The organism is Rhodococcus cercidiphylli, assembly GCF_033042225.1.
Taxonomy (GTDB): Bacteria; Actinomycetota; Actinomycetes; order Mycobacteriales; family Mycobacteriaceae; genus Rhodococcoides.
Genome location: NZ_JAWLKE010000008.1, coordinates 195,941 through 220,485 on the forward strand (window position 1 = coordinate 195,941; position 24,545 = coordinate 220,485).

General features: G+C 62.7%; 27 protein-coding genes and 1 riboswitch. Of the genes, 9 read left to right on the forward strand and 18 right to left on the reverse strand.

The features are described from left to right. Positions 1-5: 5 nt before the first annotated feature. Positions 6-698 carry an SDR family oxidoreductase gene (locus tag R3P95_RS21180; RefSeq protein WP_317549395.1) on the reverse strand — a complete coding sequence of 231 codons (693 nt, stop codon included), beginning with the start codon at positions 696-698 and terminating at the stop codon, positions 6-8. A gap of 90 nt (positions 699-788) precedes the next feature. Here R3P95_RS21180 and R3P95_RS21185 point away from each other — a divergent pair, with 90 nt between their 5' ends. Beyond that, positions 789-1,628 (forward strand): LysR family transcriptional regulator, encoded by an 840-nt coding sequence (locus R3P95_RS21185; RefSeq protein WP_317549396.1) that lies wholly within the window; start codon positions 789-791, stop codon positions 1,626-1,628. A 49-nt stretch (positions 1,629-1,677) separates the two neighbouring features. Here the strand turns inward: R3P95_RS21185 and R3P95_RS21190 are convergent, their stop codons facing one another. Then, complete coding sequence (locus tag R3P95_RS21190; protein WP_317549397.1) at positions 1,678-2,055, reverse strand: DUF6941 family protein; 378 nt, start codon at positions 2,053-2,055, stop codon at positions 1,678-1,680. Further along, on the reverse strand, positions 2,052-2,873 hold the full coding sequence (locus tag R3P95_RS21195) for a hypothetical protein (protein ID WP_317549398.1): 822 nt from the start codon (positions 2,871-2,873) through the stop codon (positions 2,052-2,054). The genes R3P95_RS21190 and R3P95_RS21195 overlap by 4 nt, the downstream gene beginning before the upstream one ends. A 383-nt stretch (positions 2,874-3,256) precedes the next feature. On the opposite strand from R3P95_RS21195, the gene R3P95_RS21205 reads away from it, so the two are divergent. From R3P95_RS21205 to R3P95_RS26185, 4 genes are all read left to right on the forward strand, one after another. Beyond that, the gene (locus R3P95_RS21205; RefSeq protein ID WP_317549463.1) at positions 3,257-3,811 is read left to right on the forward strand and encodes a DUF3558 domain-containing protein; all 555 of its coding nucleotides are present in this window, start codon (positions 3,257-3,259) and stop codon (positions 3,809-3,811) included. A gap of 14 nt (positions 3,812-3,825) precedes the next feature. Beyond that, positions 3,826-4,227 carry a hypothetical protein gene (locus tag R3P95_RS21210; RefSeq protein ID WP_317549399.1) on the forward strand — a complete coding sequence of 134 codons (402 nt, stop codon included), beginning with the start codon at positions 3,826-3,828 and terminating at the stop codon, positions 4,225-4,227. Between the two features lie 305 nt (positions 4,228-4,532). Further along, positions 4,533-4,651, forward strand: a riboswitch (SAM riboswitch). 28 nt (positions 4,652-4,679) lie between these two features. Beyond that, positions 4,680-5,108, forward strand: coding sequence for a mandelate racemase/muconate lactonizing protein (locus R3P95_RS21215; RefSeq protein WP_317549400.1), 429 nt, complete (start codon positions 4,680-4,682; stop codon positions 5,106-5,108). Positions 5,109-5,226: 118 nt separating this feature from the next. After that, positions 5,227-5,592, forward strand: coding sequence for a DUF6188 family protein (locus R3P95_RS26185; RefSeq protein ID WP_394855448.1), 366 nt, complete (start codon positions 5,227-5,229; stop codon positions 5,590-5,592). Between the two features lie 19 nt (positions 5,593-5,611). Here the strand turns inward: R3P95_RS26185 and R3P95_RS21220 are convergent, their stop codons facing one another. Continuing rightward, complete coding sequence (locus R3P95_RS21220; protein ID WP_317549401.1) at positions 5,612-6,004, reverse strand: hypothetical protein; 393 nt, start codon at positions 6,002-6,004, stop codon at positions 5,612-5,614. Positions 6,005-6,080: 76 nt separating this feature from the next. On the opposite strand from R3P95_RS21220, the gene R3P95_RS21225 reads away from it, so the two are divergent. Then, positions 6,081-6,569 carry a hypothetical protein gene (locus tag R3P95_RS21225; protein WP_317549402.1) on the forward strand — a complete coding sequence of 163 codons (489 nt, stop codon included), beginning with the start codon at positions 6,081-6,083 and terminating at the stop codon, positions 6,567-6,569. Positions 6,570-6,740: 171 nt separating this feature from the next. Here the strand turns inward: R3P95_RS21225 and R3P95_RS21230 are convergent, their stop codons facing one another. After that, positions 6,741-7,001: a helix-turn-helix domain-containing protein gene (locus R3P95_RS21230; protein ID WP_317549403.1), complete on the reverse strand. Its 261-nt coding sequence runs from the start codon at positions 6,999-7,001 to the stop codon at positions 6,741-6,743. 358 nt (positions 7,002-7,359) lie between these two features. On the opposite strand from R3P95_RS21230, the gene R3P95_RS21235 reads away from it, so the two are divergent. Both R3P95_RS21235 and R3P95_RS21240 read left to right on the forward strand, forming a co-directional pair. Further along, positions 7,360-7,779: a hypothetical protein gene (locus R3P95_RS21235; RefSeq protein WP_317549404.1), complete on the forward strand. Its 420-nt coding sequence runs from the start codon at positions 7,360-7,362 to the stop codon at positions 7,777-7,779. Between the two features lie 90 nt (positions 7,780-7,869). Further along, complete coding sequence (locus tag R3P95_RS21240) at positions 7,870-9,615, forward strand: TerD family protein (RefSeq protein WP_317549405.1); 1,746 nt, start codon at positions 7,870-7,872, stop codon at positions 9,613-9,615. A gap of 195 nt (positions 9,616-9,810) precedes the next feature. On the opposite strand, the gene R3P95_RS21245 is transcribed toward R3P95_RS21240, so the two are convergent. The 10 genes from R3P95_RS21245 to R3P95_RS21290 all read right to left on the reverse strand — a co-directional run bounded on the left by R3P95_RS21245 (position 9,811) and on the right by R3P95_RS21290 (position 19,418). Beyond that, on the reverse strand, positions 9,811-10,395 hold the full coding sequence (locus R3P95_RS21245) for a zeta toxin family protein (RefSeq protein WP_317549406.1): 585 nt from the start codon (positions 10,393-10,395) through the stop codon (positions 9,811-9,813). A gap of 24 nt (positions 10,396-10,419) precedes the next feature. After that, positions 10,420-10,773, reverse strand: a complete 354-nt coding sequence (locus R3P95_RS21250) for a TA system antitoxin ParD family protein (RefSeq protein ID WP_317549407.1) — start codon at positions 10,771-10,773, stop codon at positions 10,420-10,422. Positions 10,774-10,917: 144 nt separating this feature from the next. Next, positions 10,918-12,246, reverse strand: coding sequence for an aspartate aminotransferase family protein (locus R3P95_RS21255; RefSeq protein WP_317549408.1), 1,329 nt, complete (start codon positions 12,244-12,246; stop codon positions 10,918-10,920). 1 nt (position 12,247) lies between these two features. Next, entirely contained in the window at positions 12,248-13,192 is a 945-nt protein-coding gene (locus R3P95_RS21260) for a choline kinase family protein (RefSeq protein ID WP_094741599.1), read from the reverse strand. Positions 13,193-13,199: 7 nt separating this feature from the next. Beyond that, positions 13,200-14,135 carry a phosphotransferase family protein gene (locus tag R3P95_RS21265; protein ID WP_317549409.1) on the reverse strand — a complete coding sequence of 312 codons (936 nt, stop codon included), beginning with the start codon at positions 14,133-14,135 and terminating at the stop codon, positions 13,200-13,202. Further along, positions 14,132-15,541, reverse strand: a complete 1,410-nt coding sequence (locus tag R3P95_RS21270; protein ID WP_317549410.1) for an amidase — start codon at positions 15,539-15,541, stop codon at positions 14,132-14,134. Before R3P95_RS21270 ends, R3P95_RS21265 begins: the two co-directional genes overlap by 4 nt. Next, positions 15,538-16,803, reverse strand: coding sequence for a M20 family metallo-hydrolase (locus R3P95_RS21275; RefSeq protein WP_317549411.1), 1,266 nt, complete (start codon positions 16,801-16,803; stop codon positions 15,538-15,540). Before R3P95_RS21275 ends, R3P95_RS21270 begins: the two co-directional genes overlap by 4 nt. Positions 16,804-16,805: 2 nt before the next feature. Next, complete coding sequence (locus tag R3P95_RS21280) at positions 16,806-18,368, reverse strand: sodium:solute symporter family protein (RefSeq protein ID WP_317549412.1); 1,563 nt, start codon at positions 18,366-18,368, stop codon at positions 16,806-16,808. 1 nt (position 18,369) lies between these two features. After that, positions 18,370-18,648, reverse strand: coding sequence for a hypothetical protein (locus R3P95_RS21285; protein WP_094640059.1), 279 nt, complete (start codon positions 18,646-18,648; stop codon positions 18,370-18,372). A gap of 5 nt (positions 18,649-18,653) precedes the next feature. Then, a complete protein-coding gene (locus R3P95_RS21290; RefSeq protein ID WP_269595406.1) occupies positions 18,654-19,418 on the reverse strand; it encodes an inositol monophosphatase family protein in 765 nt (254 codons plus the stop codon). A gap of 244 nt (positions 19,419-19,662) precedes the next feature. On the opposite strand from R3P95_RS21290, the gene R3P95_RS21295 reads away from it, so the two are divergent. After that, positions 19,663-20,433 carry a GntR family transcriptional regulator gene (locus R3P95_RS21295; RefSeq protein ID WP_317549464.1) on the forward strand — a complete coding sequence of 257 codons (771 nt, stop codon included), beginning with the start codon at positions 19,663-19,665 and terminating at the stop codon, positions 20,431-20,433. A 45-nt stretch (positions 20,434-20,478) separates the two neighbouring features. Here R3P95_RS21295 and R3P95_RS21300 read toward each other — a convergent pair whose 3' ends face one another. The 3 genes from R3P95_RS21300 to R3P95_RS21310 form a co-directional block, all read right to left on the reverse strand. Continuing rightward, positions 20,479-22,428: a primary-amine oxidase gene (locus tag R3P95_RS21300; RefSeq protein WP_317549413.1), complete on the reverse strand. Its 1,950-nt coding sequence runs from the start codon at positions 22,426-22,428 to the stop codon at positions 20,479-20,481. Next, on the reverse strand, positions 22,425-22,802 hold the full coding sequence (locus R3P95_RS21305) for a hypothetical protein (RefSeq protein WP_317549414.1): 378 nt from the start codon (positions 22,800-22,802) through the stop codon (positions 22,425-22,427). The genes R3P95_RS21300 and R3P95_RS21305 overlap by 4 nt, the downstream gene beginning before the upstream one ends. 100 nt (positions 22,803-22,902) lie before the next feature. Beyond that, positions 22,903-24,528: a long-chain fatty acid--CoA ligase gene (locus tag R3P95_RS21310; protein ID WP_317549415.1), complete on the reverse strand. Its 1,626-nt coding sequence runs from the start codon at positions 24,526-24,528 to the stop codon at positions 22,903-22,905. Positions 24,529-24,545: the final 17 nt, after the last annotated feature.

Sequence of the window (24,545 nt, forward strand, 5' to 3'; positions counted from 1 at the left end):
TGTGTTCACCAGGCCACGGGTCCGGCGTCGTCGAAGAATCCGCCCCGCGGGCCGTCGTCGGGCAGGGTGGCGAGCTTCACAGCGATGCGTGCACCTTCCTCCGGCGTGCGTGTAGATGCGAATCCGGTGAAATCCGTTGCCACATAGCCCGGGCAGCATGCATTGACGATCACCGCAGTGTCCGCGAGCTGCCGCGCGTACTGCACGGTCATCGCGTTCAGCATGGTCTTGGACGGGGCATATGCCGCCATGATCGGGCCGGTCTGCAGCGCGAGCGAGCCCATGTTGCTCGAGACATTGACAATGCGTGGCGAGGCAGACCGAAGAAGCGCCGGGAGTAGTGCGTTCGTCACTCTGATGACCCCGAAAACGTTGGTATCGAGGGTAGTCCGCAATACGTCGATGTCCAGCGTCGTCGGATTCTGTTGGTCGCCGCCGGCAATGCCTGCGTTGTTCACCAGTATGTCGAGGTCGTGGATCGCGTCGGCGACGGCAGCAACGCTGTGATCCGACGTTACATCGACGGGGACTCCGAACGCGTCGATGCCTGCAGCACGAAGTTTGTCGACCGCGTCCTGTCGTCGTGCATCGTTGCGGGCCCCGACTCCCACTCTGATTCCCTGCAGTCCGAGTCCGTGCGCGATGGCAAAGCCGATCCCTTTGTTGGCGCCGGTAACCAGCGCGGTCTTCGTTGTCATGCAGTCCATGGTCGGCGTCTGGCGCAGGTGCGTCCAATACCGATCGACCAACCAGTGATACTCAACGGGTATCACAACTAGGCTGTCGGCGTGGACGATCTCGAAACGCGTGAACTCCGGTATTTCGTTGCCGTTGCTGAGGAACTGCATTTCGGACGCGCGGCGCAGCGCTTGGGGATCGCCCAGCCACCGCTCTCGCGGGCGATCAGCAGGATGGAGCGCCGACTCGGCGTCGCCCTCCTGGATCGGAATCGTCGCGGAGTGTCACTCACTGCTGCCGGTGCCGGGCTCTTGAGGGACGCTGTAACGGCGCTCGACGCCGTCGCTGCGGCAGTGCAGCGAGCGCGAAGCGCCGGTGACGTCATCAAACTGGTGACCAAAGCCGGTGCGTCCCATGAGCTTTTACGACGCGTGCTCGACGTGCACCCCGTGAAGGTGGACATCGTGTTGTGTGAAGTCGGTGAGCAGGCCGAATATCTCCGCCGCGGTGACGCTGATGTGGCGTTGATGCATCGCCCTGTCGATGACCTCGTCGGGTTCGACTTCGAGGACCTCCTCACCGAGGGGCAGGTCGCGATCGTTCCGTGTGATCACCCCTTGGCCTCGAAAAGCGAAGTGGCCATGGACGATATCCGGGACGTGCCGGACCTGCCGATGGCCCGATGGCCGCAGCTCGACGGGACCTATCCGGAGGGGCCTGGGCCTGAGGTGCGTGCTCAATCGCAGATTGCCCAACTGGTCGCGCTGGGTCAGGCGCTGCTGGTGATCCCAGCGTCGAGTCGCGCGTGGCAGTGGCCCGAGCATGTGGCCGTACCTGTGTCCGACGCGCCGATGATCACGACGGTCATCGCGTGGCCGGCCGGAGTCCGATCGCCGGCGGTATCGGCCTTGGTCACGTCGGCTGTCGGTGCATCTTCGATGACGAACTGAACCCGTCGGCGGTGCCGAATCGCCAACCGCCGTCGTACTGACCGAGGCGTCAGCCGAAGGCGATGCGAAGCCCGACGCTCGCCGTCGCCCCACCGGCGCTGAGGATGAAGTTGTGCCGTCCTTCGTCGCGGAAGACCATCTGCATCGGCAGGAACCAGAACCGATTCTCGCCGGTGAAGCCGGCACCGGGGATCTGGAGCCCTCGCTGATTGACGATGTGTTCGCCGTTCGCGTCGAGGACTTCGAGCGTCGCGGGGAAGTCAAGACCGATGTCGTCGGGTCCCGTCTGCAGCAGCGCGACCAGCCGGCATTCGAGCATGCGGGTGTCGCGAGGGACCGTGCAGGTGTCCCAGACACCGCCGAGAATGTCGAGCATGTCGTTGGAGGCTCGCGCATACTCGGCGAAGAACAATCCGGTGATGATCATCGGTTGCGGTCATCCGTTTCGTAGTATCGAAGTGACTTCATGGCGTCCAGGACGGTCGGGCGCAAGGGTGCCGGCACCTCGTATGTCCCGTCGCAGACCAGCCACCCGTCGGCGATGAATTGGTCCAGTAGGCCGCGGAGCATCAACGCAATGATGTGTTCGTACAGATCTCCGGAGTGGGCCGAACCGACTTCCGGGAGCCGCGTCCGTGGAGTGCTCGTCATCGCCGCGAGAACTATCTGTCCGGCAACGACATCGGGGGCCTGCGACTGGCGGCGCGGGTCCTCGCTGAGGAAGTACCGGCGGATGACGTGCGAGAGAGCCGTCCGGTGGGCGGCCAGCGAGCCGGGAAGTGAGTGGGCGAACTCGTCGGCCCAGGGACCGCGTATCGCCGTGGTGGATGTCAGCTCGATCAATCCGGCCGCCGTTGCCGCATCCCACAATGTCATCAAGTCGCGGATGTCGCGCATGGATCTCGAGTTCCGCGCTCGCGCGTCCAGATCCACCCCGACGGCCTCCGCCAGCTCGCTGACCGACCCGGGCCGGGGAACACCTGTGCCGGTGATCGGTCGTGACGGACCGAGCCAGTCGAGGAGCGAACGAAGCTGCGCTATCGGCTTCGATGCGGTCAGCGCTGCGAACTCGTCCTCGGCGGTCGGTGGTGTGAGCTCGATATCGTGGGGCGTCGGTCCTTCGACCGGGGACTCGACTGCCGGCTCGATGTCGTCGACGAATTCCGTGTTGGTGGTGCGGGATCCCCGGCGACCGAACAGTGGAATCACGCGAGCAAGGTTGCTGTCTGTTCGGTCGGAGGGCACGAACACAGCATAGGAAAAATGTGCGCCCTGCGACGGAACGAACTGAACCGCAGTTCGTCCTCTGGACACGTTTATGCTGGTCGCGATGGACGGCAACTCCATCCCCGCTCTCCAAGGTTGGATGCCACGCGACGCAGCAGCAGATCCGACTCGTCGCGATGATCTGATTCATCTCCTCGATCCTTTCCGGGACGAGGAACGGCCTGGTGCGACTAGCGTGCGTCGACTGCGCGACATGCTGGATCTGTGGGGAACACATCTACGCTGCTCGCCTGAGGTCACCGAAGCACGAGCTCACCTGCGTCCGATCCAAAGGAACCGATGCGCCGGTAGCTGCGTCCAACACCAAGGACGGGTTCCAAGGACGGAGTGCTGTGAGCAAGATGCGATTGCTGATCGGGAGTGCGGTCGGACTGATGCTGGTGACAACCGGATGCGGAGGGGCGACCGAAGGCATTCCCCCTGCGGGCCCGTCGACGACATCGGTCATGACAACCGCTCCGGCGAATGGTGCGTGGGATCCGTGCACCATCCCAGACGCTGCCATCGAAGACGCGGGCTTGGCGGTGGAGACGAAGTCCTCGAACTTGGTAGGGGATCTACCGATCTCGGAAGACTGGATGACGTGCATCTGGACCAACCCTCTGCCGACGCCGTGGTATCACCTTGGCATCTTCTCGTCCGATCAGAGCCTGGAATATCTACGTGGCGGTGAGCGCTTCGGGCAGTTCGAGCCGATCGAGGGTCTCGACGGTTTACGGTTCCGCCGGACTACTCAGTACGACGAGGTCAACTGCGGCGTTGCTTTCGGACACCCGAATGGCGTGTTCTACCTCATCCTTGACGGCTTTCTAGCGACCGAGCCCCTTGGAGACCCGTGTGTCGAGGTCGAACGGTTGGCGCGTTCGCTCCGACCATCCATGCCTTCATCGAACTAGTGGGGGAAGAACCGATGGGTTCAGAGACGAACGAACTTGCGGCATCGATGCAGCAGTGGAAGTCGCTGTCGAGTCAGGCCGAGTCCGGGCAACTCGAGATTCCACACGGCGTGGCGTTCCAGTGCGACGAGGTCTGCGCTGCCTACATCAGGCACTTGCAAGATATGGCGCGTAAGACTGAGTATTTGGTCGACGGCAAGGCATTCGGCACCTTGGATTCGGCCAGGCAGCTCGGCGAGAAGTTCGAGAGGATTGCCTTCAGTGGTGATCGATCGCTGCGCGTCGTGCTGATGCAACATATCGAGGTCATCGAGCTGATGCGGTCGGTGTTCAAGCGTTATTTCGATGAGGCCGAGTACGCCGATCAGCGGACATTGAAGTCCATTGGGGAGATCGCGGAGGGTCTGGGCAAGTGACTTTTCCTATCTAGGTGTGATCGGTGCCGCTGGGCGTCAGAGCAGGTACTGCGCTGCTGTCGAATCGGTAGTCGAGCTGAAGGCTTGATTGTGACTGAAATGCATTGAGCAGCAGAAAGACCGAGCGTTGCGCACGGACAGCATGGTTCTACTGGAGGTCTCGCTGCCGTGGTCGGACTCCTTTTTCGGGGCGCAGTCGTTGACTGGGCTCTGAGTCGGGGGCTCCTGAAGTGCGAAATGGGTTGAGCTGCTCAGCTGATCCCAATGATTGTCCAAGCCGTAACCCTCGGCTATTGTCGAAGAAGGTTCAAGAGTGACAGCCGTCGGTACCTGGCCGGCTGTCCGGCAACCCCGTCTCCATCGACAGGGTGCCCCAGGGGAAGAACCGGCGCATCCCGCAGCCGCGGGCGCGCAAGTCGATGGAGGGTTGCACCTCCAGAATGAGGTGAACAATGTCCGGTAGTGACGAACTCGAAGCAGCACAGGCGAAGTGGGAACCCATTCCGCACGAACGCCGTCGTACCTGGTGCCAGACGCTCCTGAGTTACCCGCCGATCTGGTACGGCGTGTTTCCGATGCTCGAGACTCGAAGGCTGGTCCTCCAAGGCGGGTACGCGAACGCCGAAGCCTGGATCGACCTCGCGAAACGTGCTGAAGCAGTGGGCTTCACGCCCCGGACGTGGCTGATCTTTCGACAGAGTCTCGAACCCGCGTACCTGAAGGATCGGTTCCCGTCCCATCCCGAGAACATGCCCAAGCGGCGTGGGAACGGCGGTGTCGAGACGGTGGTCGTCGACCCCGAGGACTTTTCCGAGTGGCCATGGTTGTTCGAGGCGGGGTATCGCGCGGGAGAGGCGACCTTGCAGACGCTCTCTCGCTGAAGCCATCCACCAGGCCCTCGACGGGGTCGGCTTGTCAGTGGAACCGCGGAGATCGCTGCTGCGTCTGACAGTCAGGAGCGGCAATGACTGTCGACCGATTCCGGAAGGGTGGACGCGTGTGGAGCTTCCTCTCGTACGGCACACGATTGTGTCTATGGAATGCGGGTTCCCCCTCACGTTGCGTACAGATCGTGATTGCGAAATTCGCATCGAGTCGAATTTTCGAGTCACTGAGCTTGGGACCGTGGTGTTCCGAGGTCTGCCGCACACGCTGCTATCCGAAGACAGCACTGTCCAGCGTCTTATCGGCAGACTGGTCGCGTACGCGTGTGCATCCGATGATGGCGGCTTGCTAATGGAGTTCGCCGACCGTGCAAGCTTGGTAGTTCCCTTCGACCCTGATTTCGAAGCGTGGACCGTTGCAGCGCCCGAGGGCTTCAAGGCAGTCAGTGTGGCGGGCGGCGGGCTTACGGTGTGGGACTGAAACAAATATCTGGCGAGTGCTACTGGACCAGAAAACAGCCCAAGACTATGGAACCGGCGCGATCCCTGCTGCGTCTGATGCTGTGGGGCGGCGATCGGGCCGCGTCGGCGCCGCCATCGGTGATGGTGCTGCGGTAGTTGCCGACACTGGGTCGGCAATCGGCGAACTGGCGACAGGGGCGTGGGATGCGATTTTCTGACGTGCGGCCCAGTGAAGTGCGGCGCTGGGTGGCATCGCCGGGGTCGATGATCGCTCGAAGCGCGATCTTCGGGGTTGCCGCGCTGATTGCTCTGTACTTGTGCGCGGTGAGTGTCGTGGAGGGAATGATCGCCTCTGCTCTGTCGACATTCGGATTTTCTGTGTTATGCATCAGCACAATGGCTTTCGCGTGGACCAACGTTCCGTCGATCAAGACAGGCTCTGACGTCCGCCGTTGGGTGCAGGGCTCGACTGTGCGCTACAACCCGCTGGGCTTGAGGTTGCTCGTCGTGATAGTCAGCTCTCTGTCGATCTGCGTGATCGCGATGGGTTTCACCTCGGGTGGGGTGGGATGGGTTCTTGCTGCGATGGGATTGTCCATGGCCTCGTTCCTGATTCCAATCCTGTTGCGCAGTATTCGCAACGGCTACCTCGAGCTCTCGGATGACGGTATTCGCCACCGCGGCTGGGCATTCGACATCCAGGTACCGTGGGTGGACGTAAGAGACACCGCTGTGGTCGTGGAGTCGTACCCGTTGGTTCTGGTGAGGGTCGACGAAATGGCGAAGATGAACCGGCGCTTCACAACCTTGCTCTGGAGAATCGAAATTATGCCGAAAGGTCAGTACATCGAACTCGACTGCAGACGCTTCGATGTCCGCCCGGTGGCGCTGGAACAGTGGATTCGCTTCTACATCGACAACCCGGAGGTCCGAGTCGAACTTGGAACCGATGCAGCAGCAAAGAGACTGACGAGCTTCGGTGAACAGCGCGCATGACCGAACTGTCCGAGGCCATACACGAGTTCGGGTACGCAGGATCCGGAAATCGTTGCGTACGAGATGATCGGAACCCTATTGCCGAGAACCGATCGGGATCCATGGCTGAGCTCTACGGCCACGCGGGGTTGCAGTCCGCCTGGCCGGTCGGGCACCGTCATTGTGGCGTTGTCAACGCGAATCCATAGGCGACACAGGCGTTCCGGCTCGAGTCCGCAAAGTAAGGTCACAGCCCAGCGCATTCGCGATGGCGATCGCACCATCGAGTTGGATCGAGTCTTTGCCGCCTTCGAGAGCTTGGACCGTCGACCGACCCACGTTGGCGAGCAATGCCAACTCTGCTTGAGTGAGGCGTAACTGAAGCCGACGTGCGACGAAGGCGGCCGCCACCTCACTCGGATATCTCCGACTTCGTCGTCGCGGATGGGCCATATTCGCTCCTTATGCTTGCTATTACATGCATAGGCAACAATACGCCCCGCTGTTATAGGACTGAGCCCTGTTATGCCTGCGAACGAAGGCATAACGGCGTATCCGAATGTCGAATCGCCCGTGTCGGTGGTCAGTTCATTGCGATACTGAATCGACATTGCCTGTACCGGGGACGGGTCCATGCAGTCTCGACCACCTCGGAGTTGGCATGTCCACGAGAACCTTCATCGCAATCACCGCAGCAGCGCTGGTCTGCGTCGGCTGCTCGAGCAGCCCCAACGAGACACCGAGCGAAGCTGTTCCTGTGACGAGCAGTTCGAGCGTATCGGTGTCGGCGTCGCCTACCTCCAGTGTGGACGTGACGGCGGCACCTGAGCCGCCGCCTGTTCCTCAGCCCCAACCAATCACCTACGAGTGCGGCGACTTGGATCTGTATGAGTCCGGCACCGCCCTGTACTCGGACGGCACGACAGGGTACGAAGCCGAGTGCGATACATATGTCGCGCCGGCACCGCCTGAATTGAGATATTGCGATTACGGCGGCACCGCGGTCTTGACCGATGGGTCGTACGTGGTGAACGACCCGAGATGCGCGGCGACCGCGCCGGTACCCGATGCAGGGTATCCGTACAACGAATCCGAGGATCGAAACGGCGATGGCGTCGTGAATGGCTACGAGCGGTGCGGAGTCCTGTGCGGTGAAGAACCCACCAGCGGGGATATCCAAACCCAGTACGGCTGCGAGCAGGGCTACATCACTGGTCCACAGTGCGAATAGAACGACCCGTGTTCGGCATTTGCCGTATTGCCATTGAGCCGTGCGGCATAGTGACCACCACTGTCCGTTGGCGTCGAAGGTGGAACCTCCGTGGGGAATGCAGTGAAGACCGGACGTGACGAGTGGGTCGTCGTCGATGTCGAGACCTCGGGTCTGAAGGCATCACGTGATCGGGTGCTCAGCGTGGCCGCTACGACAGTCGACGAGGACGGACGCGTCGGACGCGAACTGTCGACTCTGGTCAACCCGGGCTGCGATCCGGGTCCGGTACACATCCACAAACTGACGCCCGAACGGCTTGCCGGTGCGCCGACGTTCGACATGATCGCCCCGCAGCTCATGGATCTGCTCGACGGTCGAACCTTGGTCGCGCACAACGCAAGTTTCGATCACGGCTTCCTGAAGCTCGAATCGATGCGTGCGGGCATCGACATGCCGACGAAGCAACGGTTGTGCACCGTGGCATTGTCGAGGCGACTACAACTCGACACTCCCAACCACAAGCTGTCCACCTTGGCCGCACACTGGAAAGTGCTGCAGTCCAATGCGCACGACGCCTACGACGATGCCCGAGTGCTGGCGCAGGTGTTCACTCACAGTGCTCGACTGGCCAGGTCGCTCGAACTTCCCCTTCCGGTCGTCACGTGCACCGAGCGCCTGACGCTGTATCCGGACACCGTGCCTCGAACGCATTGCACGTGGGAGAACCCCGGTCCTCTTGCTGGGGACGGCGGTCTGATTCAGGGCATGCGGGTCGTGATCAGCGGCGACACGCGCATTCCGCGGTTGCGTCTGGCCGCTCAGGTCACCGAAGCTGGCTTGGACGTGATGAACTCCGTCAGCCGATTCACCAGTGTGGTGGTGTGCTCGGATCCCACGACCGAAAGCAGAAAGGTCGAGCGAGCTCGGGCCCATGGACTTCGGATAATCTCGGAGTCCGAACTGCTCGACCTGCTACGGGATGTGCAACAAGGAACGCCCAAAGGTACTCGGCCGCAGGTCCAGCCGAAGCCAACCGTGCAGCAGCCCGATCCAGTCGCCAAGCCCTGGCAGACAAGAAGGGTCTTGGTGATGGGTGGTTCGCATGCCGATTCTGTGCTGATGCGTTCCCGCCTGATCCAACTCGGTGCGACACCGGCTGTGAATCTCAGCGCTGGCGTGACCGACATCCTGATTCTGGACGGCGGCGATGGAGATCCCCGGATGCCGAAAGTGAAAGAACGGGATCTCACGTTGCTGACACCGGCGGCGATTGACCGTGAGCTCAAAATCGAGGTGCCTGCTCCGCTTCCGGCGCGGCGGTCCCGAATCGCCCCGCTGGTGCCACGTGGTGGTGTCGTCGATCTGGATCCAAGCTTCACCATGCTGACTTTGAACAGTTCGTGGCGGGCCGACGAGTCCGATCAGGTCGGTGTCGACGTCGTCGCATTCCTGGTCAACGACGACGAGTTGGTCTCCAGTGACGAGGATTTCGTGTTCTACAACGCTCCGGCCACCTCGGACGGTGCCGTCTCGATGTCGATCGACGGTGACAGTGAGCAGGGTGTCCGGATCGATCTGACACTCGTTCCCGAGGAATGCGCGCGCATAGTCATCGCCGCAGCCATAGACGGCGACAAGACGTTCGGCGACGTCGGTGCAGTCTCTGTATCGCTCGATGGAGTCGATTCGACGGTCGCCACGGCCGTGCTCGACGCAGCCACGACAGAACAGTCGATGCTGTTGGCCGAGATCTACCGCCGAGGGAGTGGATGGCGCTTTCGACCAATCGGCCAAGGTTATGACGACGGATTGGCTGAACTGGCCGTCAGATACGGCGTGGAAGTCGACGAGTAGCCAAGAACAGGATCCTGTCAGGCATGTCCCAGCGTGCCCGGGACGGCGCGACGCGGCGTCAGCTCGAACGCGTTGCCCAAAGAACACTGACTTCGTTGGGTCCGGTGCAGTCGATCGCAGGCTGATATGCCAACCGTCTCTCGATCGTTCCTATTCAGGCGAGATGTGCAGAATGCGATCAGCGGGACAGGGAGGTTACGAACGCAGGGCCGGTGGCAACCAGCTGGGCCATTCGGCCTGTCCTACGAGGTGACCGCGATCGAACCGCGCAATCGTGCGGAATGGGCGTCGCGCTGATGAATTGTCGTACACCTGAGCGCGATCCACCATCTCGACCGCAGAGCGAAGGAGAGGCCACAACCGGTCGTAACGTTCGCGAATTTTCGCCTCCGGGACCGAATGACCGCCTTGATCGACACGGTTTTGTACTCGGGCCACAGCCGTTTCGACGGGAATTGCGATGACGTGTAGCGTCACCAAATAGCCTGCACTGACGGCAGACTGGACCAGTTCGATCTTGGACTCGTGCGAGAAGACGGTCTCGGTGACGAACGACGATCGTGCCGAGAGGAATTCCGCACGCAGCTCGGCAGCAACTTTCGACGCATCGTAGGCGTGCGCAGACTCGTCGCCGGGCCATCGATCGTGCGCGATCTCGTCGGCATTGACGAACGGAAGATGCGTGACGGGTGACAGTACGCGCGCGTTGAACGTGCTCTTGCCGGCACCATTGGGTCCAGCGAGTAGATGGAGTACAGGGTCCGAGATCGGTGTTGTCACGATGGGCTGTCTCGGGAGCGCGCTCTATCGATGGTTGCTCCACTCGACTTTGCCGTCCTCGTCCGACTCGACGTACGAGCGACCTTCTGCAGTGAATTCACTCTCGAAGTCGAGCGACTCCGTCACCGATTCGATCTGTTCTGTCCATTCCGCGCGAACGACGGCCTGCCTGTGCGGCGTCAGGTCGTCATAGCGCGCCTTACCTGCGAGCACATCGGCAATATCGCGTGCCGAGACTCGATGTGAAAGCTCCATCTCACGGCCGATCAGTGCCCAGTGGGCAATCTGTTGGGCGGCACTCCGGCTTGCAGCAGATCCGGCCACTTTTGCCGCATCGTAGAGTTCGTCGTCGATACGTAGAGACGAGGTGGTGCCCATGTGATGTCCTATCGCCGCAGCAGTACCGCCAGTGTAGCAATCTGCCACAACGCTCTGCTGGGTCTCGCGAGCAACGAGGTCCGACGAGTCCCCGTCACGCGCCGTTCAGCGCACCGAGCAGCCCGGTGAAGGTAGCCCCACCCGTCAGGCCAGGACTGTCGCGAACTGTTCGAGGAAGTAGTCGACGTCCGCCGCTTCGATGCTCAACGGCGGTCTGATCTTCAGGGTATTTCCGTACAGACCGGTGGCCGAGATCAGCACCCCGCGTTTCTTCATGGCGTTGACCACGCGCAATGCCTCGGCCGGATCCGGTTGACCTGCAGGGCCGATGAATTCGACTCCGACGAACAATCCCGCACCCCGGACGTCCCCGATGGAATCGACGCGATCAGCGACCGTGCGCAGGCCCGCCAGCATGCGCTCACCCATGGCGGCGGAGTTTGACACCAGGTCCTCGTCTCGGATCACGTCCAGCACGGCTTGCGCCGCAGCGATGGTCACCGGATTGCCACCGAAAGTGTTGAAATAGCGCAGGTCTCGTCCGAACTGCTCGGCCAGTGAACTCTGCATCACCAGTCCGGCGATGGGCATGCCATTGCCCATCGGTTTGCCCATCGTGACGATGTCGGGCAGCAACCCGTGCCGCTCGAAGCCCCACATCGATGCGCCCAGCCGGCCGAATCCCGGCTGCACCTCGTCGGCGATCAACATTCCACCCGCGGCGTGAACGACATCTGCCGCGGGCTTCAGGAAGGGTGTGGGCTCCGGCAAGATCCCATCGGAGGCGAAGATCGAGTCGATCATCAGAGCCGCGATGCCGATCCCGGACGCGGCCAGGTCGTCGATCTGCGCCTGCACCTGTTCGGCGAACCACGTCCCCAGATCGCCCTCGACCCGGTACGCATCCGGTGCCGGAACCGTCCGCAACCACGGAGCGTTGCGGACGGAGGTCGGACCCATCGACGGCGAACATGCCGCCACATCCACAGTCCCACCGTGATAGGCACTTTCGGTGACGATGATGCCCTGGCGTCCGGTCGCGTGCCGTGCGATGCGGAGAGCGAGGTCGTTGGCCTCGGATCCGGTGCACGTGAACATCGCGGTGTCCAACCGGTCGGGGAAGGTGCCGACCAGATCCTCGGCGTAGTTGATCACCGCTTCGTGCAGGTACCGCGTGTGCGTGTTGATCAACGACATTTGCCGGGTGACGGCCTCGACCACCCGGGGATGGCAATGCCCCACGCTGGCAACGTTGTTGTACATGTCGAGGTATCGCGTGCCATCGGCGTCGTACACATACACACCCTCGCCTCGTACCAACTCGAGCGGAGTCTCGTACATCAGGTGATAGGCAGGCCCGAGTACCCGCCTTCGGCGCTCGACCAGATCGAGCGTGCGGGTGCTGAGCCCCACGGCCGAGGATGCATCGAAACCGTTGACGCTCAGGGCTCCGACGCGATCGAGTGTGGTCACCTCACAACCCCTGCAGCCAGAACGCCCAACGCGGATCCGCCATCTTCATCCTCGCGCGGGCAAGCTTCCAGGTTCCGTACTTGTGGTAGTCGAAATCCCATGCAGTGCTGAGCTTGTGGTTCATGCAACCCCACAGTCCCCATTTGACGTCGGCGAGTGCGCTACACACCTGCACCCGGGAGATCATCGACCACTCGGCTTTGCCGTAGAACTCCTCGATCAACTCCATCGTCTGCTGCTCGCCGTAGAACATCTCGGTGATCATCACGGCCAGCTCGTACGCGCGGTCGTTGTTCGACGCGAACTCGTAGTCCACCAATTTCATCGGCAGGCCGTCGCCGATGAGGATGTTTCCTGGCATCGGGTCGTTGTGACACGCGACCAGATCCAGACCGGACGCCAGCATCGCGTTCTTCGCCTGCCCGTATTCCGCGAGGATCACCTCGGCGTCGCGCGGCAACCGCACGCCGAGTTCGGCAACCTGATCGAGGTGTTCGTCGATCATGTCGAAAATAGTCTTCGTGATGCTGAGCTTGCTTCCCGAGTGCAGCACGCGATACAGATCGATCATGCCGAGGGGAATCTCGGGTCGCTTGAGGTCACCGTTGGTGCACGCACGATAGCCTTCGAGGAACTCGATCACCTCCACGCCGGTCACCGGATCGAACAGCACTACCTCGGGTCCGATGTCCAAAGCGCCTGCGCGACGGGCCGCTTCGTTGGCCAGCGACCGGTCGATGAACGAATCCGTTCCGGCTCCGGGGAGTTTCATGAAGTAGCGCTTGGGCTTCCCTTCGACGGTGATGCGCCAATTGCTGTTCATCAACCCTCCGGGTACCGGGGCATAGGTGATGTTCAGTCCCTCCCACTCCGCAACGGCGGCGAGGGCTTTCTCCACCTGCCGCTCGGGTTCGGTGTGGGCGGATCCCAGTGCGATCTCGTTCATGGCCACCTCAGATGTTCCGTACTCGGTCGTCGAAATGGGGGTCGCGCAGTCCAGCGCGCGCCCTCAGGAACTGCCAGTCGGAGAACTTCGAGTATTCGTGCGTCCCCGGCCTCATCGCGTCCGCATACGAGCCGATGAGGGCCCACCGCAGGCAGTCGGCGATGCCGTAGATACGGGCGCGATCGAACAGCGCACTGTCGAACGACCCCCACATCATCTCGAACACCTCACGTGCGTCGGTGTCGAACGGGCGGATCTCGGCGAGCAACGTACCGATGTCCTGCAGCGGATCCATCAGCGCCGCAACGTCCCAGTCGACGAGCCGCATGCTGCCGTCGTCGAGTACCAGGACGTTGGAGACATTGCCGTCGCCGTGGCATGGCACCGCGTCGACGCCGGCACTCTCGATCCGCGCTTCGGCTGGTCCGAGAGTGCGCAGCATCCAGTCGAAGTCGGCCGGTAATGCGCCGCCGACCCGCTCGACCAGGCCCCGCACATGGGCAAGGTCCTCGAACACCGACGCACGTCTGGTGATTCCGCTGAGCCGGTGAACGGAGGTCCGCAGTGCCACGAGCTTCTCGACGTTCGCATCCTCGTCGAACAGATCGAGCGTTGCGGTCGAACAGAGTCCGGTGAAATCCTCCATCACCAGCACACCGGACGCTGCGTCGGAGAAGAAGACAGCGGGGCCGACGCCCGCGTCACCGGCCGCGGTTGCAGCGGAGAACGTTGCTGCGATATCGATGTAGTCGCGGGCATGCGGTTCCATCACCTTCACGTACGCGGCCGAGCCCGCACCGGAGTCCGCAACCTCGGCCCGCGCCGAATAACGCTCGGAGTCAGCACCCCACCAGCTGGGGCTCGCCATCGTGGTTCCGGATTCCAGCGTCAATTCGCCCGAGGCCCAGATACCCAACTCGCTCAATGTCTGTCGCACGGTCATCCCAGCGCTCCGATCGTGTCAGCGGCCACAGCCGTCGGCCAATTCATCTCGATCTCACGTGCACCCTCGAGCCACTTCGTCAGCCGTAGCACCGCCTGATCTGCGAACCGCGGTCCGACGACCTGGATCCCGACGGGCATGTGTGCGCTGAAGCCGAAGCAGAGTGCCGAGGCAGGCTGTGCGGTCTGGTTGAACCACGCAGTGAAACTGCAGTGGCCCAACGGTTGTGCCGGGTCGAGGCCAACCTCTTCGGCCCCGAAACCCACCGTCGGAATGACCGGCGAGATGACGAAGTCGAACTCGGCCGTCTGCGCCCGAATAATCTCCTGCGAGCGCATCACCGCATCGGTGTCGCGCGAGAACCGAGCCGCCGAATACCCTGCCGCCGCCGTGGCCCAGTCCGCGACCGCGGGCAGTACCTGCGATCGACGATTCTCGGGAATGGCCTCCCACTCCGTGGTCGCACGAACCTGGAACAGGCGATCCAATGCCGGGTACGGATCTGCGCCGAAGACCGGCGGCATTTCGGCGACCACGGCACCCGCTGCACTCAGTTGCATTGCTGCAGAAAGCACCACGGCCTGTACGTCGTCGGAAACGGAGGGACCGTAGCCCATGTCCAGCATGACGCCGATGCGGAGTCCGGCAGGAGCCAGGCCTGCGCGTATGTCGGTGGTGTCCTCGTAGGGCAGGCTCCACGTGTCCCGTGGATCGGGCCTCGAGATGACACCGTAGAGATCGATGAGATCGTCGACGGTGCGCGCCATCGGACCGGCCGATCGCATGGTCGACGGAGCGGTATGCGGAATGCGGCCCTGCGTCGGCTTCAATGCGACGAGCCCGCAGTGTCCCGCGGGCAACCGCACCGACCCGGCGATATCGGAACCGACAGAACCGAAACCGATGCCCGACGCCAACGACGCACCTGCGCCGGCACTGGACCCGCCGGTGTTACGGGACAGGTCCCAGGGATTACGGGTGATTCCGTACAGCGAGCTGACGCCGGCTGCCATCATCCCCATGTCGGGCATGGTCGTCTTTCCGATGATGACTGCACCGGCTTCTTTGAGCCGGGCAGCCGGTGGTGAGTCGACGGTCGACATCGGCAGGTCCGCATTCGCGGCGACGCCGTGTCGCCACGGCATCCCGATCGCATGGATGCTGTCCTTGATCGTCACTGGAATGCCGTCCAGATCGCCTCGGGCACGACCGGATACGAGTCGATCGGTCGCGGCCTGAGCTGCCGCACGCGCACCCGATTCATCCACGTACGCCATCGCATTGATCACGGGGTCGATGGCCGCTAGATGCTCCAGCGTGGCATCGAGCAGGTGCAGGGGAGTGGTCTCACCGCTGCCGAACGCCTCGCGAATCTCGGCGATCGTCTTCGTCAAGATGGGATTCATCGAGTGCCTTTCGTGCCGGCGAGTTCGACGGGCAGGCCGACCCCGATATCGCCGCGCACCATGCGCGCGACCGTTTCGGCGAGCATCTTCACGCCGTCGAGTAGGTCGGTGTCGTGGGTCAGCTCCTTCTCGCTGTGCGAGATGCCGTCGACGCTGGGGACGAACAGCATCACCGTCGGAACGACGTCCTTGAGATTCACCGAGTCGTGGCCGGCCATGGTGAGCATCCGTCGACACGACAATCCGAGGGCCTCGGCGGCTTCCTCGGCGAGTTCGACGCCCTCGATCTGGTAGCTCGTGGACGGCCGCAGCGCCGACGTGTCGATGCTGACGCGCACCTCCCCGTCGGCGTTCACGGAATCGATTGCTGCAAGGATCTTCTCGTGGGCCTGCTCGAGAATCTCGGGATCGGAGGACCGGATGTCGATGGCCATGGTGACCTTCGACGGCACGACGATCGGGGAATTGGGTTCGACGTCGAACTCGCCGACCGAGGCCAGCAGCGCCTGTTCCGGAAACTGAGTCGTGAGATCGCGGGCAGCGAGCACGATGCGGGATGCGCCGACCAACGCGTCGTGACGCAGGGCCATATGAGTTGCGCCGGTGTGCGACTGCTCGCCGTGCACGGTGATCGAGTACTTCCGCGCGGCCCAGTTGGCGGTGACGATGCCGATCGTCGTGCCTGTGCTCTCGAGGATGGGACCCTGTTCGATGTGGATCTCGGCGTAGGAGGCGGCCTCGGGAGCGGAATCATTGCCGTGGAAACCGATATTGGACAAAGCATCCCGCACGCTGACACCACTACGGTCGGTGACCTTCAGGATGTCGTCGGCCTCGAACTTGCCGATGAAGACCCCGCTTCCCATCAGACTGGGCGAGAAGCGGGAGCCTTCCTCGTTGAACCAGTTCACCACCGCAAGGTTGAATTGTGGTGCGATCGACCCACGTTCGACACACTCGGCGACCTCGTACGCAGCGTGGGCTGCGGCGAGGACCCCGTAGGCCCCGTCGTACTTCCCGGCGGTCGGCTGACTGTCGAGATGCGAACCGACGAGGACGTACGGTGCGCCTGGCGCAAATTCCACGGTGCCGTACATGTTTCCCACCGCGTCGACAGTGGTGGTGAAGCCGTGCCGGTCGAACCAGTCGGCGAGGAACCGCCTGGTTCGACCGTCGTCGGCGGTTGCTGCCTCGCGGTGCACACCACCGGCGGCGGTGGCACCGAACTGCGACATAGCGGTGAAGTCGTCGAGAAATGTCACGGTCAGATCTTTTCCGGTGCGGGGTTGGTGGCCAGTTCTTCGATCTGATCCTCGAAGGACAGGTCGACCGGTGCCGTGCGGGTGGGACGCTTACCGACCTCGAACATCTCGTCGACGCGGGCCTTCTCCTCGGCCGTGGTTCCGGTGGCCTTGGAGACGACGAGGAACACGGCCAGGTTGACGGCCATGCCGACGACGCCACCGGTGAGGCTGCCCAGTCCGGCGATGTCGTCCGGGAAGATGGCGGTGAGCACCAGTGCGACGGTGAAGCCGGAGATCATTCCGGCGACTGCGCCCTTGCCGTTGCCGCCTCGCCAGAAGATGCCGAGGAACAGTGGAATGGCAAGCTGCACAACGCCTTGGTACGAGATCTGCGCGAGGAGTTGCAGGCGCGTCATGTTGAAGGTGGCGTAGGCAACGATGGCCGCCGCTGCCATGAACGCGAGCATGCTCGTCTTGGCCACCTTGGTGAGCTGGCTGTCGGTGAGCTTGCGCTTGTCGGAGTTGACGATGTCGTTGGCGATCTGCAGTCCGCAGACCTGCACGCTGCCGTCGATATGGCCCATGGACGCGGCGAACACCATGGTGGCGGCGAGCCCCAGAAGCCACGTCCCGCCGTAGCTTTCGGCAATGGTGAACCAGCCGGTCTGCGGCGAGTCGGCGACGGCGGGAATGACCGTGCCGGCGATGCCGACGAGCATGAGCAGGGAGTAGAAGACGCCGGAGATCAGCACGGTGCGGATGGTGCCGGACTTGACTGCGCGAACACTGGATGCGGTGTAGATGCGCTGGAAGCTCGTCGGCCAGCACAGCGATCCGACGACACCGGTGAAGATGAGCGCGAAGAGGTAGAACGGGCCGTAGGAGTCGCCGTCGCCGGGAACGCGCAGGTACTCGTCGGCGACGTCTCCGAGGGTCGAGAAGCTGATCGGACCGCCGGCGACACCGGAGAGCAGAATCAGGCACAGTGCCGCAGAGAAGACGTAGGCGACCAGACCTTGGAACATGTCGGTCATGATCAGGCCGCGCATGCCCATCTTGACGGTCCAGTACTGGCGGATGACGATGACGGCCAGGCCGACGAACAGGCACGTGGTGACCGACCATGCTCCGGCACTGGCGATCTGGAAGACCTCGCCGAGTGCCTGCATGCCGAGTACCACCCAGGGAAAGAGCGAGACGATGCCGATGACGCTGGCGACGATCTTGGTGGCGCGCGAGTTGAAGCGCAGGCCCAGCAGGTCGGGTTGTGAACGGAGGTTGTACTTCGCTCCCCAGCGCCAGGCGCGGGTGGCCATGAAGTACATCATGGCGACACCGAGGCTGGAGTACGCGAGACCGTACAGTCCGAATACTCCTGCGCCGCTGGCGAGTCCGAAGAACGCGATGAACACAGAGCCGGGCCACCACGAGTTGACGTAGCTCATCGCGACGTACCAGGGACCGTAGCTGCGACCGCCCACCGAGTACTCGTCGAACGTGGGGGAGGTCTTCTGTTGGGTGGTGTAGAGGATGAAGATGACGACGGCGTAGAAGACGCCGAGCATTCCCAGCATGATCAACATGTCATTCTCCAGTCAGCGGTGCGGTAGCGGGGAGAAGATCCTCGTCGAGTTCGCCGCGGATGTCCTCGACGATGTAGAGACCCCAGAGTGTGAGTCCGAGAACGACTCCGTTGATCAGCCAGTACATGATGGCGAACGGAATGCCGAGAATCTCGTAGCGAATGCCACTGCCCCACATGTACAGCGGGGGGAACAGTGCGAAGAGCAGAGCGAGAGCGTAGATACCGCCGAAGAACGTCATGATGCTCTTTCGGCTCAGGCCGCGAATGTACTCTTTCATGTGCGTCATCCTTGGTTGACTATTTTGAGAACCGAGTCGTGAATTGCGCCGTTGGTCGCAATCCCGTTGCCTTTGTCGAAGTCTCGCGCTCCGTCGAGCGAGGTGAACGTGCCGCCGGCTTCCTCGATGATCACCGGCATGGGGGCGAGATCGTAGATCTGCGTCGTGTAGTCGACCACTGCGTCGGCCTGGCCGCTCGCGACCATCATGTAGCCGTAGGCGTCGCCCCAGGTCCTCAGCACGGCACCCGTGGCGTGGAGGTCGACGATGGTATCCGGGTGCCAGTCCTCGAGCCAGGTTGCCATCACATAGGCACCGTCCAGATCTGTCCTGGTCGAAACATGTACCTGCTCACCGTTTTTCCAGCACCCTTTACCGCGCTCGGCGTGCATGAGGATGTCTGCGCTGGGTAGGTTGATGACGCCGAAGACGATCTGCTCGCCTTCTTCTAGCGCAATCAGGTTGGCGTACAGCGGAACTCCGTGCACGAACGACTTGGTGCCGTCGATCGGGTCGACGATCCATCGGTAGTCGGAGGTGCCGCTGGTTTCACCGAACTCCTCCCCGAGAAAGCCGTCGGTGGGGAAGTGTTCGGCGACGCCGGCTCTGATGTGCGTCTCGATATCGCGATCCGCTTGTGTAACAGGGGAACCGTCCTGTTTCTGTTCGACGGTGAGGGCTGAGGTGTCGAACCAGCGACGAGCGATCTCGCCCGCCGAGCGGGCGAGCTCCACGCCGAGAGCGGCGCGTGCCGACCTGGAATCCTCCACGGTGTTGCACCCTTCGGTAGATGTTGCGTTCTCGGGTAAGTGCAACGATGGGCGTAGACCATTTCTGGTTTTCTCGTCGATACGTGAACGTCGTGTAACGCGTGACCTGGTTGCGGGTCATAGGACACCCGCCGTGTTAATCGTGCGTTAATGCCCAGGTCGAGGGGTGTTGCTCGGGCCTGATTGAAGATTGAATGGGCTTCTGCAGTCGTGACGAGTGAATCGAGGTGATTCGGTGCTGTTGATGGAGCAGACGCACGCGGCGCTTCTTCGGTTGGCTGCCGAGCTCGAATCGCGGTCCGTCGCTCGGTTGCCTCCCGAACGCGAACTGGCCGAGCGACTCGGCACGTCACGGACGACGCTGCGCAAAGCACTGGATCTTCTCGAACGCGACGGCGTCATCCGACGGACGAAGGGGAGAGCCGGCGGTGCGTTCCTGACCTCGGTGACACCGGGTTCGTCGTCACCGGAAAGTGCGCAGTCCCTCTGTCAGAGCCGGCGACTGCTGCGGAGCCTCAACACCGTCAAGGGCGTCCCGCAGATGCTGCACGAACAGGGATTTCGCGACGGGACCAAGGTCATCTCGGCGCGGATCGCCGAGCCGAGCCCGGAGGCGGCGCAGGTACTGGGAGACGGACCGGTGGTTTCGTTGCTGCGGCTGCGCTTCGCGGACGGGGACACGCTGTCGCTGGAGCAGATGTACCTCAGCGACAGCATCTGTGGCCGAGTTCTGGAGACCCCGTTGAACTCGGTGTACGAGGCGTTGCGTACCAGGCTCGGCGTATCGGTCTGTATGGCAGACGAATCCATCGAATTGGCGACGATCAGTGCGCCTGCGGGCACGCTGCTCCGGCAACCCGAGGGAACACCCATCCTGAAGCTCGAACGCATCGGATACGACCAGTCCGAACGACCCGTCGAATATTCGGTGGACCTGTTCCGCGCCGACCGAACGCGATTGAGTGTGCGCACCTCGTCGCTGGTGAGTGCATCGGTCACGGAGACGTCGACGTAAAAAGCGGGCCCGGAGACCGTAGTCCCCGGGCCTGGACGTGGCTGGCTACTCGGTGCAGCAGTGCCCAGCGAGCTTCGGCGTCTCCGGTGCCAGATCCAGCATCGGATTGCCGTCGAAGAATCCCGTGGGCTTGAGGTGCAGACTCACATGGCTGACCGGCATGACCGGCCAATCCTCGGGGCGCACCACGTGGTGCGCGGCGATCGTGGGCCAGATGACCAGGTCTGCGTCTTCGAGTGAGCGATCCTGCGCGGTGTATGCCACCAGGCCGTCGAAGCCGGGATTCTGGGCCACGTACTCACCTGCTGCATAGCGTTCCCGTTCTGCGTACGGCGTCGCCCACAGGTGCTTGGTGGCGAACCCGCCTCGGCGAGCCTGCTGCGAACCAGGCTGTGCCAGAGGCAGAGCGACCGCACCGGACGGCTCGATCTTGTACCCGATGTGCCCACCGAGCTTGTTCTTCCTGTCCGCGTTGGCTATCAACCAGGAACGAGCCCGGAGTGGATCGGCGACGCGCTGCGCCTGCGATTCGGTGACGAGATGACGCTTGGTCTGCCGCCACGCGTTTCCGTGAGGATTGTCCGGCCCAGCGGGAACGGCCTCGGCTTCGAGTTCGTAGAGATTGTTGCGTGGCCCGTCCACGTTCATGTCCAGGCGAACGCTGAAGAAGTGTTGGTGATGCGGCCCGTAAAGACCGGGCGCGACGAGGGTGCCGAACTCGGGAATCCTGCCCGGCTCGATCGCGCCGGTGGAGATGATGCCGGTCAGCTTGATCTCGAATTCGATGGACCCGTCGAGATACAGATGCCAGTAGAAGCCGTAGTCGTAGTTGCCCACGGTGGCGAAGAACGACACCACGAGCCGACGGTTGCGTCGGACCTGGCCAACGTTGTCGCGGAAGTCGGTATGTTTCCAACCGATGCCGAAGTCCTCCTCGTGCATGCAGATCGCATTCGGAAGTTCGATCGGCTGACCGTCCTGATCGTTGACGTACGCGTCGAAGTAGTGAATTTCACCGAGGCAATCACAGCCCAGCTGAAGCGAATTGGCGAGAACGCCCAAACCGTACTCGCCCTCGTCGAACACGTTCTTGTTCCACTGGCTGTCACCGGGATCGCCGTAGGGCACGTACATTTCCGACAGCGACGCGCGATGGATGATCGGCCGCAGAGTTCCGCGATCGACGTAACCGACGTCGTGCAGCACCAACCCCTCACGGGGCGTGAAGCCGACGCGCAAGCGCCAATTCGCCCACTCGACGTAGTGGCCGTCCACCGTGAACGACGGACCGTCGGGTTGGGTGATGTCGATCTTCTTCATCGGTGCGCGTTGGTGGGGGAACTCCGGGACATTCCCGGGGCGTTCGTAGAATCCGGGTAGGTAGTTGCCGGGAGTCTGTGGGATGGGCACCACTCCGGTGTCTGCGACGTCGACCACCTCCATCGTGTCCATATCGACTGTGACGACGAGGTTCTCGACGGGCCGCGCATATCCGTTCTCCTGCGCTTCGCTTCGTACGAACGTCAGCGGGCGGGCGAGGCGTCGACCACCGGGATTGTCACCCTCCATGGTGTGGCCGCTGGCCCACTTGTCCACCATCGCCAGCGAGAAATCGGTGACGCCGCGCTTGACCATCGCCTCCTGCCACCGTGGATCGGCCTTGATGACGTCCTCGCAGCGAAGGAATTCCTCCAGCGTGATGGGTGGCTGGGCATCGGCGATCTCGGTGTAACTGATCAGGACATCATGGGTGAGCGAGACCACTGCCTCGAAGGTGGCATGGGCGTCCCGGTCACGCAGGACGACGAATGCTCGACGGTCCGTATCCGATTGCTGCAGATCGGCTTTGGTCGGCTCCAGCAGCTCGATGTAGACGAAGCGCGCAGCGGAGGTCAGACTCTGCTCGCGAGTCACGATCGCCGACGTCCTCGAAATCTCCTGCGGGGTCAGCGGTTCGAGGGGGTGAACTACAACGGGCGCAAAGGTATCGGTCATCGTGGCTCCTGCAATGGGTAGTGGAGAAGTTCCGGCGGAATGCGGCGCGTGCGAAGGAAAACGACGACGGCGGCGAGCGCGAGTTCGGTCGCAGCAAGAATCGAGGCCGCCGAGACGTCGCTGACCCTGTCGGTGACGAGGGCCTGATGATGCCCCGTCGGACCGGAGGCATGCGCAAGCAGCATCACGGCGCTCGACGTCGCCATGATCACCCACGGGCGATTGCTCGTCGACCGCCACAGATCGGCAGCACACAGCAGGCACACCACCGCCATGGCGGCGACCACAACACCGAGTGCGCTGCCGATCCCCATCCTCAGGTGGAGAAAGGCCGTGGTCACCGCCAGTGCAGCTGCACAACGGTTGATCAACACTGTCCGGGACTCCCTGTCGTCGCTGTCAATGACGACGTTAGGGGTAGACCATTACTGGTATTCGTAGGTCGTGTGAGGGACGTGTAACTCGCCGACCGGATCAGACCAACTCGATGACGTTCAATGCCCCGTCGGCATGCGAGCTACGCAGTCGCTTCTTGTCGTATTTGCCGACGCTGGTTTTCGGGACCTCGTCGATGAAGGTCCATCGCTCCGGCAGCTGCCAATGCGCGACGCGGCTGTCGAGGAACTCCTTGAGTTCTTCGGCTGTCACCGATGCGCCCTCGCGGACGACTACGGCCACCAGGGGCCGCTCGTCCCACTTCGGATCGGGCACCCCGATCACCGCGGCCTCGCGAACTGCCGGATGCCCCATCACCTGGTTCTCGAGCTCCACCGACGAGATCCATTCGCCACCGGACTTGATGATGTCCTTGGAGCGATCGGTCAGCCGCAGGTAGCCGCCCTCGGAGATGGTGCCCACGTCACCGGTCCGCAGCCAGCCGTCGTCGAACTTGTCGTCTGCGTCGGCGCGGTAGTAGCTGCCGGTGATCCAGGGGCCACGGACTTCGAGTTCACCGACGGTCTTACCGTCCCACGGCAATACCTCACCGGCATCGCCGACGAGCCGGGCTCGCACTCCGGCGACGAATCTGCCCTGCGTGCAACGCAAGTCGAACTCGTCCTCCGCCGACAGTCCGGCATCGGGCTTGCCGGACGTGCCCAGAGGCGATGTCTCGGTCATGCCCCAGGCCTGCGAAATGTGCACCCCGTACTTCTCGTGGAACGCCCGCATCAAACTCGGTGGACATGCGGCACCGCCGACCACCACGTCGCGCAGACTCGACAGATCGGCCGGGTGCTCGTCCAGGTGAGCGAGCAGCGCCTGCCAGATGGTCGGAACGGCCGCCGCGGCTGTCGGACGCAGTGTCGACATCATCTCCGCCAGCGGTGCCGGCTGCAGAAACCTGTCGGGCATGATCAACGATGCGCCGACCATCAGCGCTGCATAGGGCAACCCCCACGACATCGCGTGGAACATCGGCACGATGGCCAAGACCTTGTCGGACTGCGCGATCGCCATCGCGTCGGTCATACAGGCTTGCATCGAATGCAGGTAGATGGAGCGATGCGAATACACGACTCCCTTGGGGTCGCCGGTGGTGCCCGAGGTGTAACACATTGCGGCAGCGGATCGTTCGTCGAGCTCCGGCCAGTCGAACTCCTCCGGCTTGCCCGCGAGTAGGTCCTCGTAACCCAGCACCTCGATACCGTCGGGTGCAGTGACCTGCGTCGGGTCGACGCCGACGACAACGAGATGCCGCACGGTCTCGAACGTCGGCAGCAGAGGCGTCAGCAGGGGGAGCAGGCTCGCATCGGCGATGATCACCTGGTCCTCGGCATGGTTGACGATGTAGGTGAGCTGCTCGGGAAAGAGTCGAATGTTCAGTGTGTGCAGCACCGCGCCCATCGCAGGAATCGCCATGTACGCCTCCATGTGCGGGGCGTTGTTCCACATGAACGTTCCGACGCGCTGGTCGTCGTCGATGCCGATAGACCTCAGGCCGTGCGCCAGTTGCGCTGCCCGCCTGCCCAATTCCCCGAAGGTCACCGTGGTCGGACCGGTGTCCGTCCAGGTGGTGATCTCGGCCGAGGAGTGAATGGACGTCCCGAATCGAACCAGCTGGCCGATGGACAGTGGGGTGTCCTGCATGGTGCTCTTCATCGATCTCGCTCCTGAAG

Excerpts from the sequence above, each read along its gene's own strand:
- R3P95_RS21180 (WP_317549395.1), bottom strand. The coding sequence starts at position 698 with ATGACAACGAAGACCGCGCTGGTTACCGGCGCCAACAAAGGGATCGGC.
- R3P95_RS21190 (WP_317549397.1), bottom strand. The coding sequence starts at position 2,055 with ATGATCATCACCGGATTGTTCTTCGCCGAGTATGCGCGAGCCTCCAAC.
- R3P95_RS21205 (WP_317549463.1), top strand. The coding sequence starts at position 3,257 with ATGCGATTGCTGATCGGGAGTGCGGTCGGACTGATGCTGGTGACAACC.
- R3P95_RS21210 (WP_317549399.1), top strand. The coding sequence starts at position 3,826 with ATGGGTTCAGAGACGAACGAACTTGCGGCATCGATGCAGCAGTGGAAG.
- R3P95_RS21215 (WP_317549400.1), top strand. The coding sequence starts at position 4,680 with ATGTCCGGTAGTGACGAACTCGAAGCAGCACAGGCGAAGTGGGAACCC.
- R3P95_RS21230 (WP_317549403.1), bottom strand. The coding sequence starts at position 7,001 with ATGGCCCATCCGCGACGACGAAGTCGGAGATATCCGAGTGAGGTGGCG.
- R3P95_RS21250 (WP_317549407.1), bottom strand. The coding sequence starts at position 10,773 with ATGGGCACCACCTCGTCTCTACGTATCGACGACGAACTCTACGATGCG.
- R3P95_RS21260 (WP_094741599.1), bottom strand. The coding sequence starts at position 13,192 with ATGAACGAGATCGCACTGGGATCCGCCCACACCGAACCCGAGCGGCAG.
- R3P95_RS21265 (WP_317549409.1), bottom strand. The coding sequence starts at position 14,135 with ATGACCGTGCGACAGACATTGAGCGAGTTGGGTATCTGGGCCTCGGGC.
- R3P95_RS21270 (WP_317549410.1), bottom strand. The coding sequence starts at position 15,541 with ATGAATCCCATCTTGACGAAGACGATCGCCGAGATTCGCGAGGCGTTC.
- R3P95_RS21280 (WP_317549412.1), bottom strand. The coding sequence starts at position 18,368 with ATGTTGATCATGCTGGGAATGCTCGGCGTCTTCTACGCCGTCGTCATC.
- R3P95_RS21285 (WP_094640059.1), bottom strand. The coding sequence starts at position 18,648 with ATGAAAGAGTACATTCGCGGCCTGAGCCGAAAGAGCATCATGACGTTC.
- R3P95_RS21295 (WP_317549464.1), top strand. The coding sequence starts at position 19,663 with ATGGAGCAGACGCACGCGGCGCTTCTTCGGTTGGCTGCCGAGCTCGAA.
- R3P95_RS21300 (WP_317549413.1), bottom strand. The coding sequence starts at position 22,428 with ATGACCGATACCTTTGCGCCCGTTGTAGTTCACCCCCTCGAACCGCTG.
- R3P95_RS21310 (WP_317549415.1), bottom strand. The coding sequence starts at position 24,528 with ATGAAGAGCACCATGCAGGACACCCCACTGTCCATCGGCCAGCTGGTT.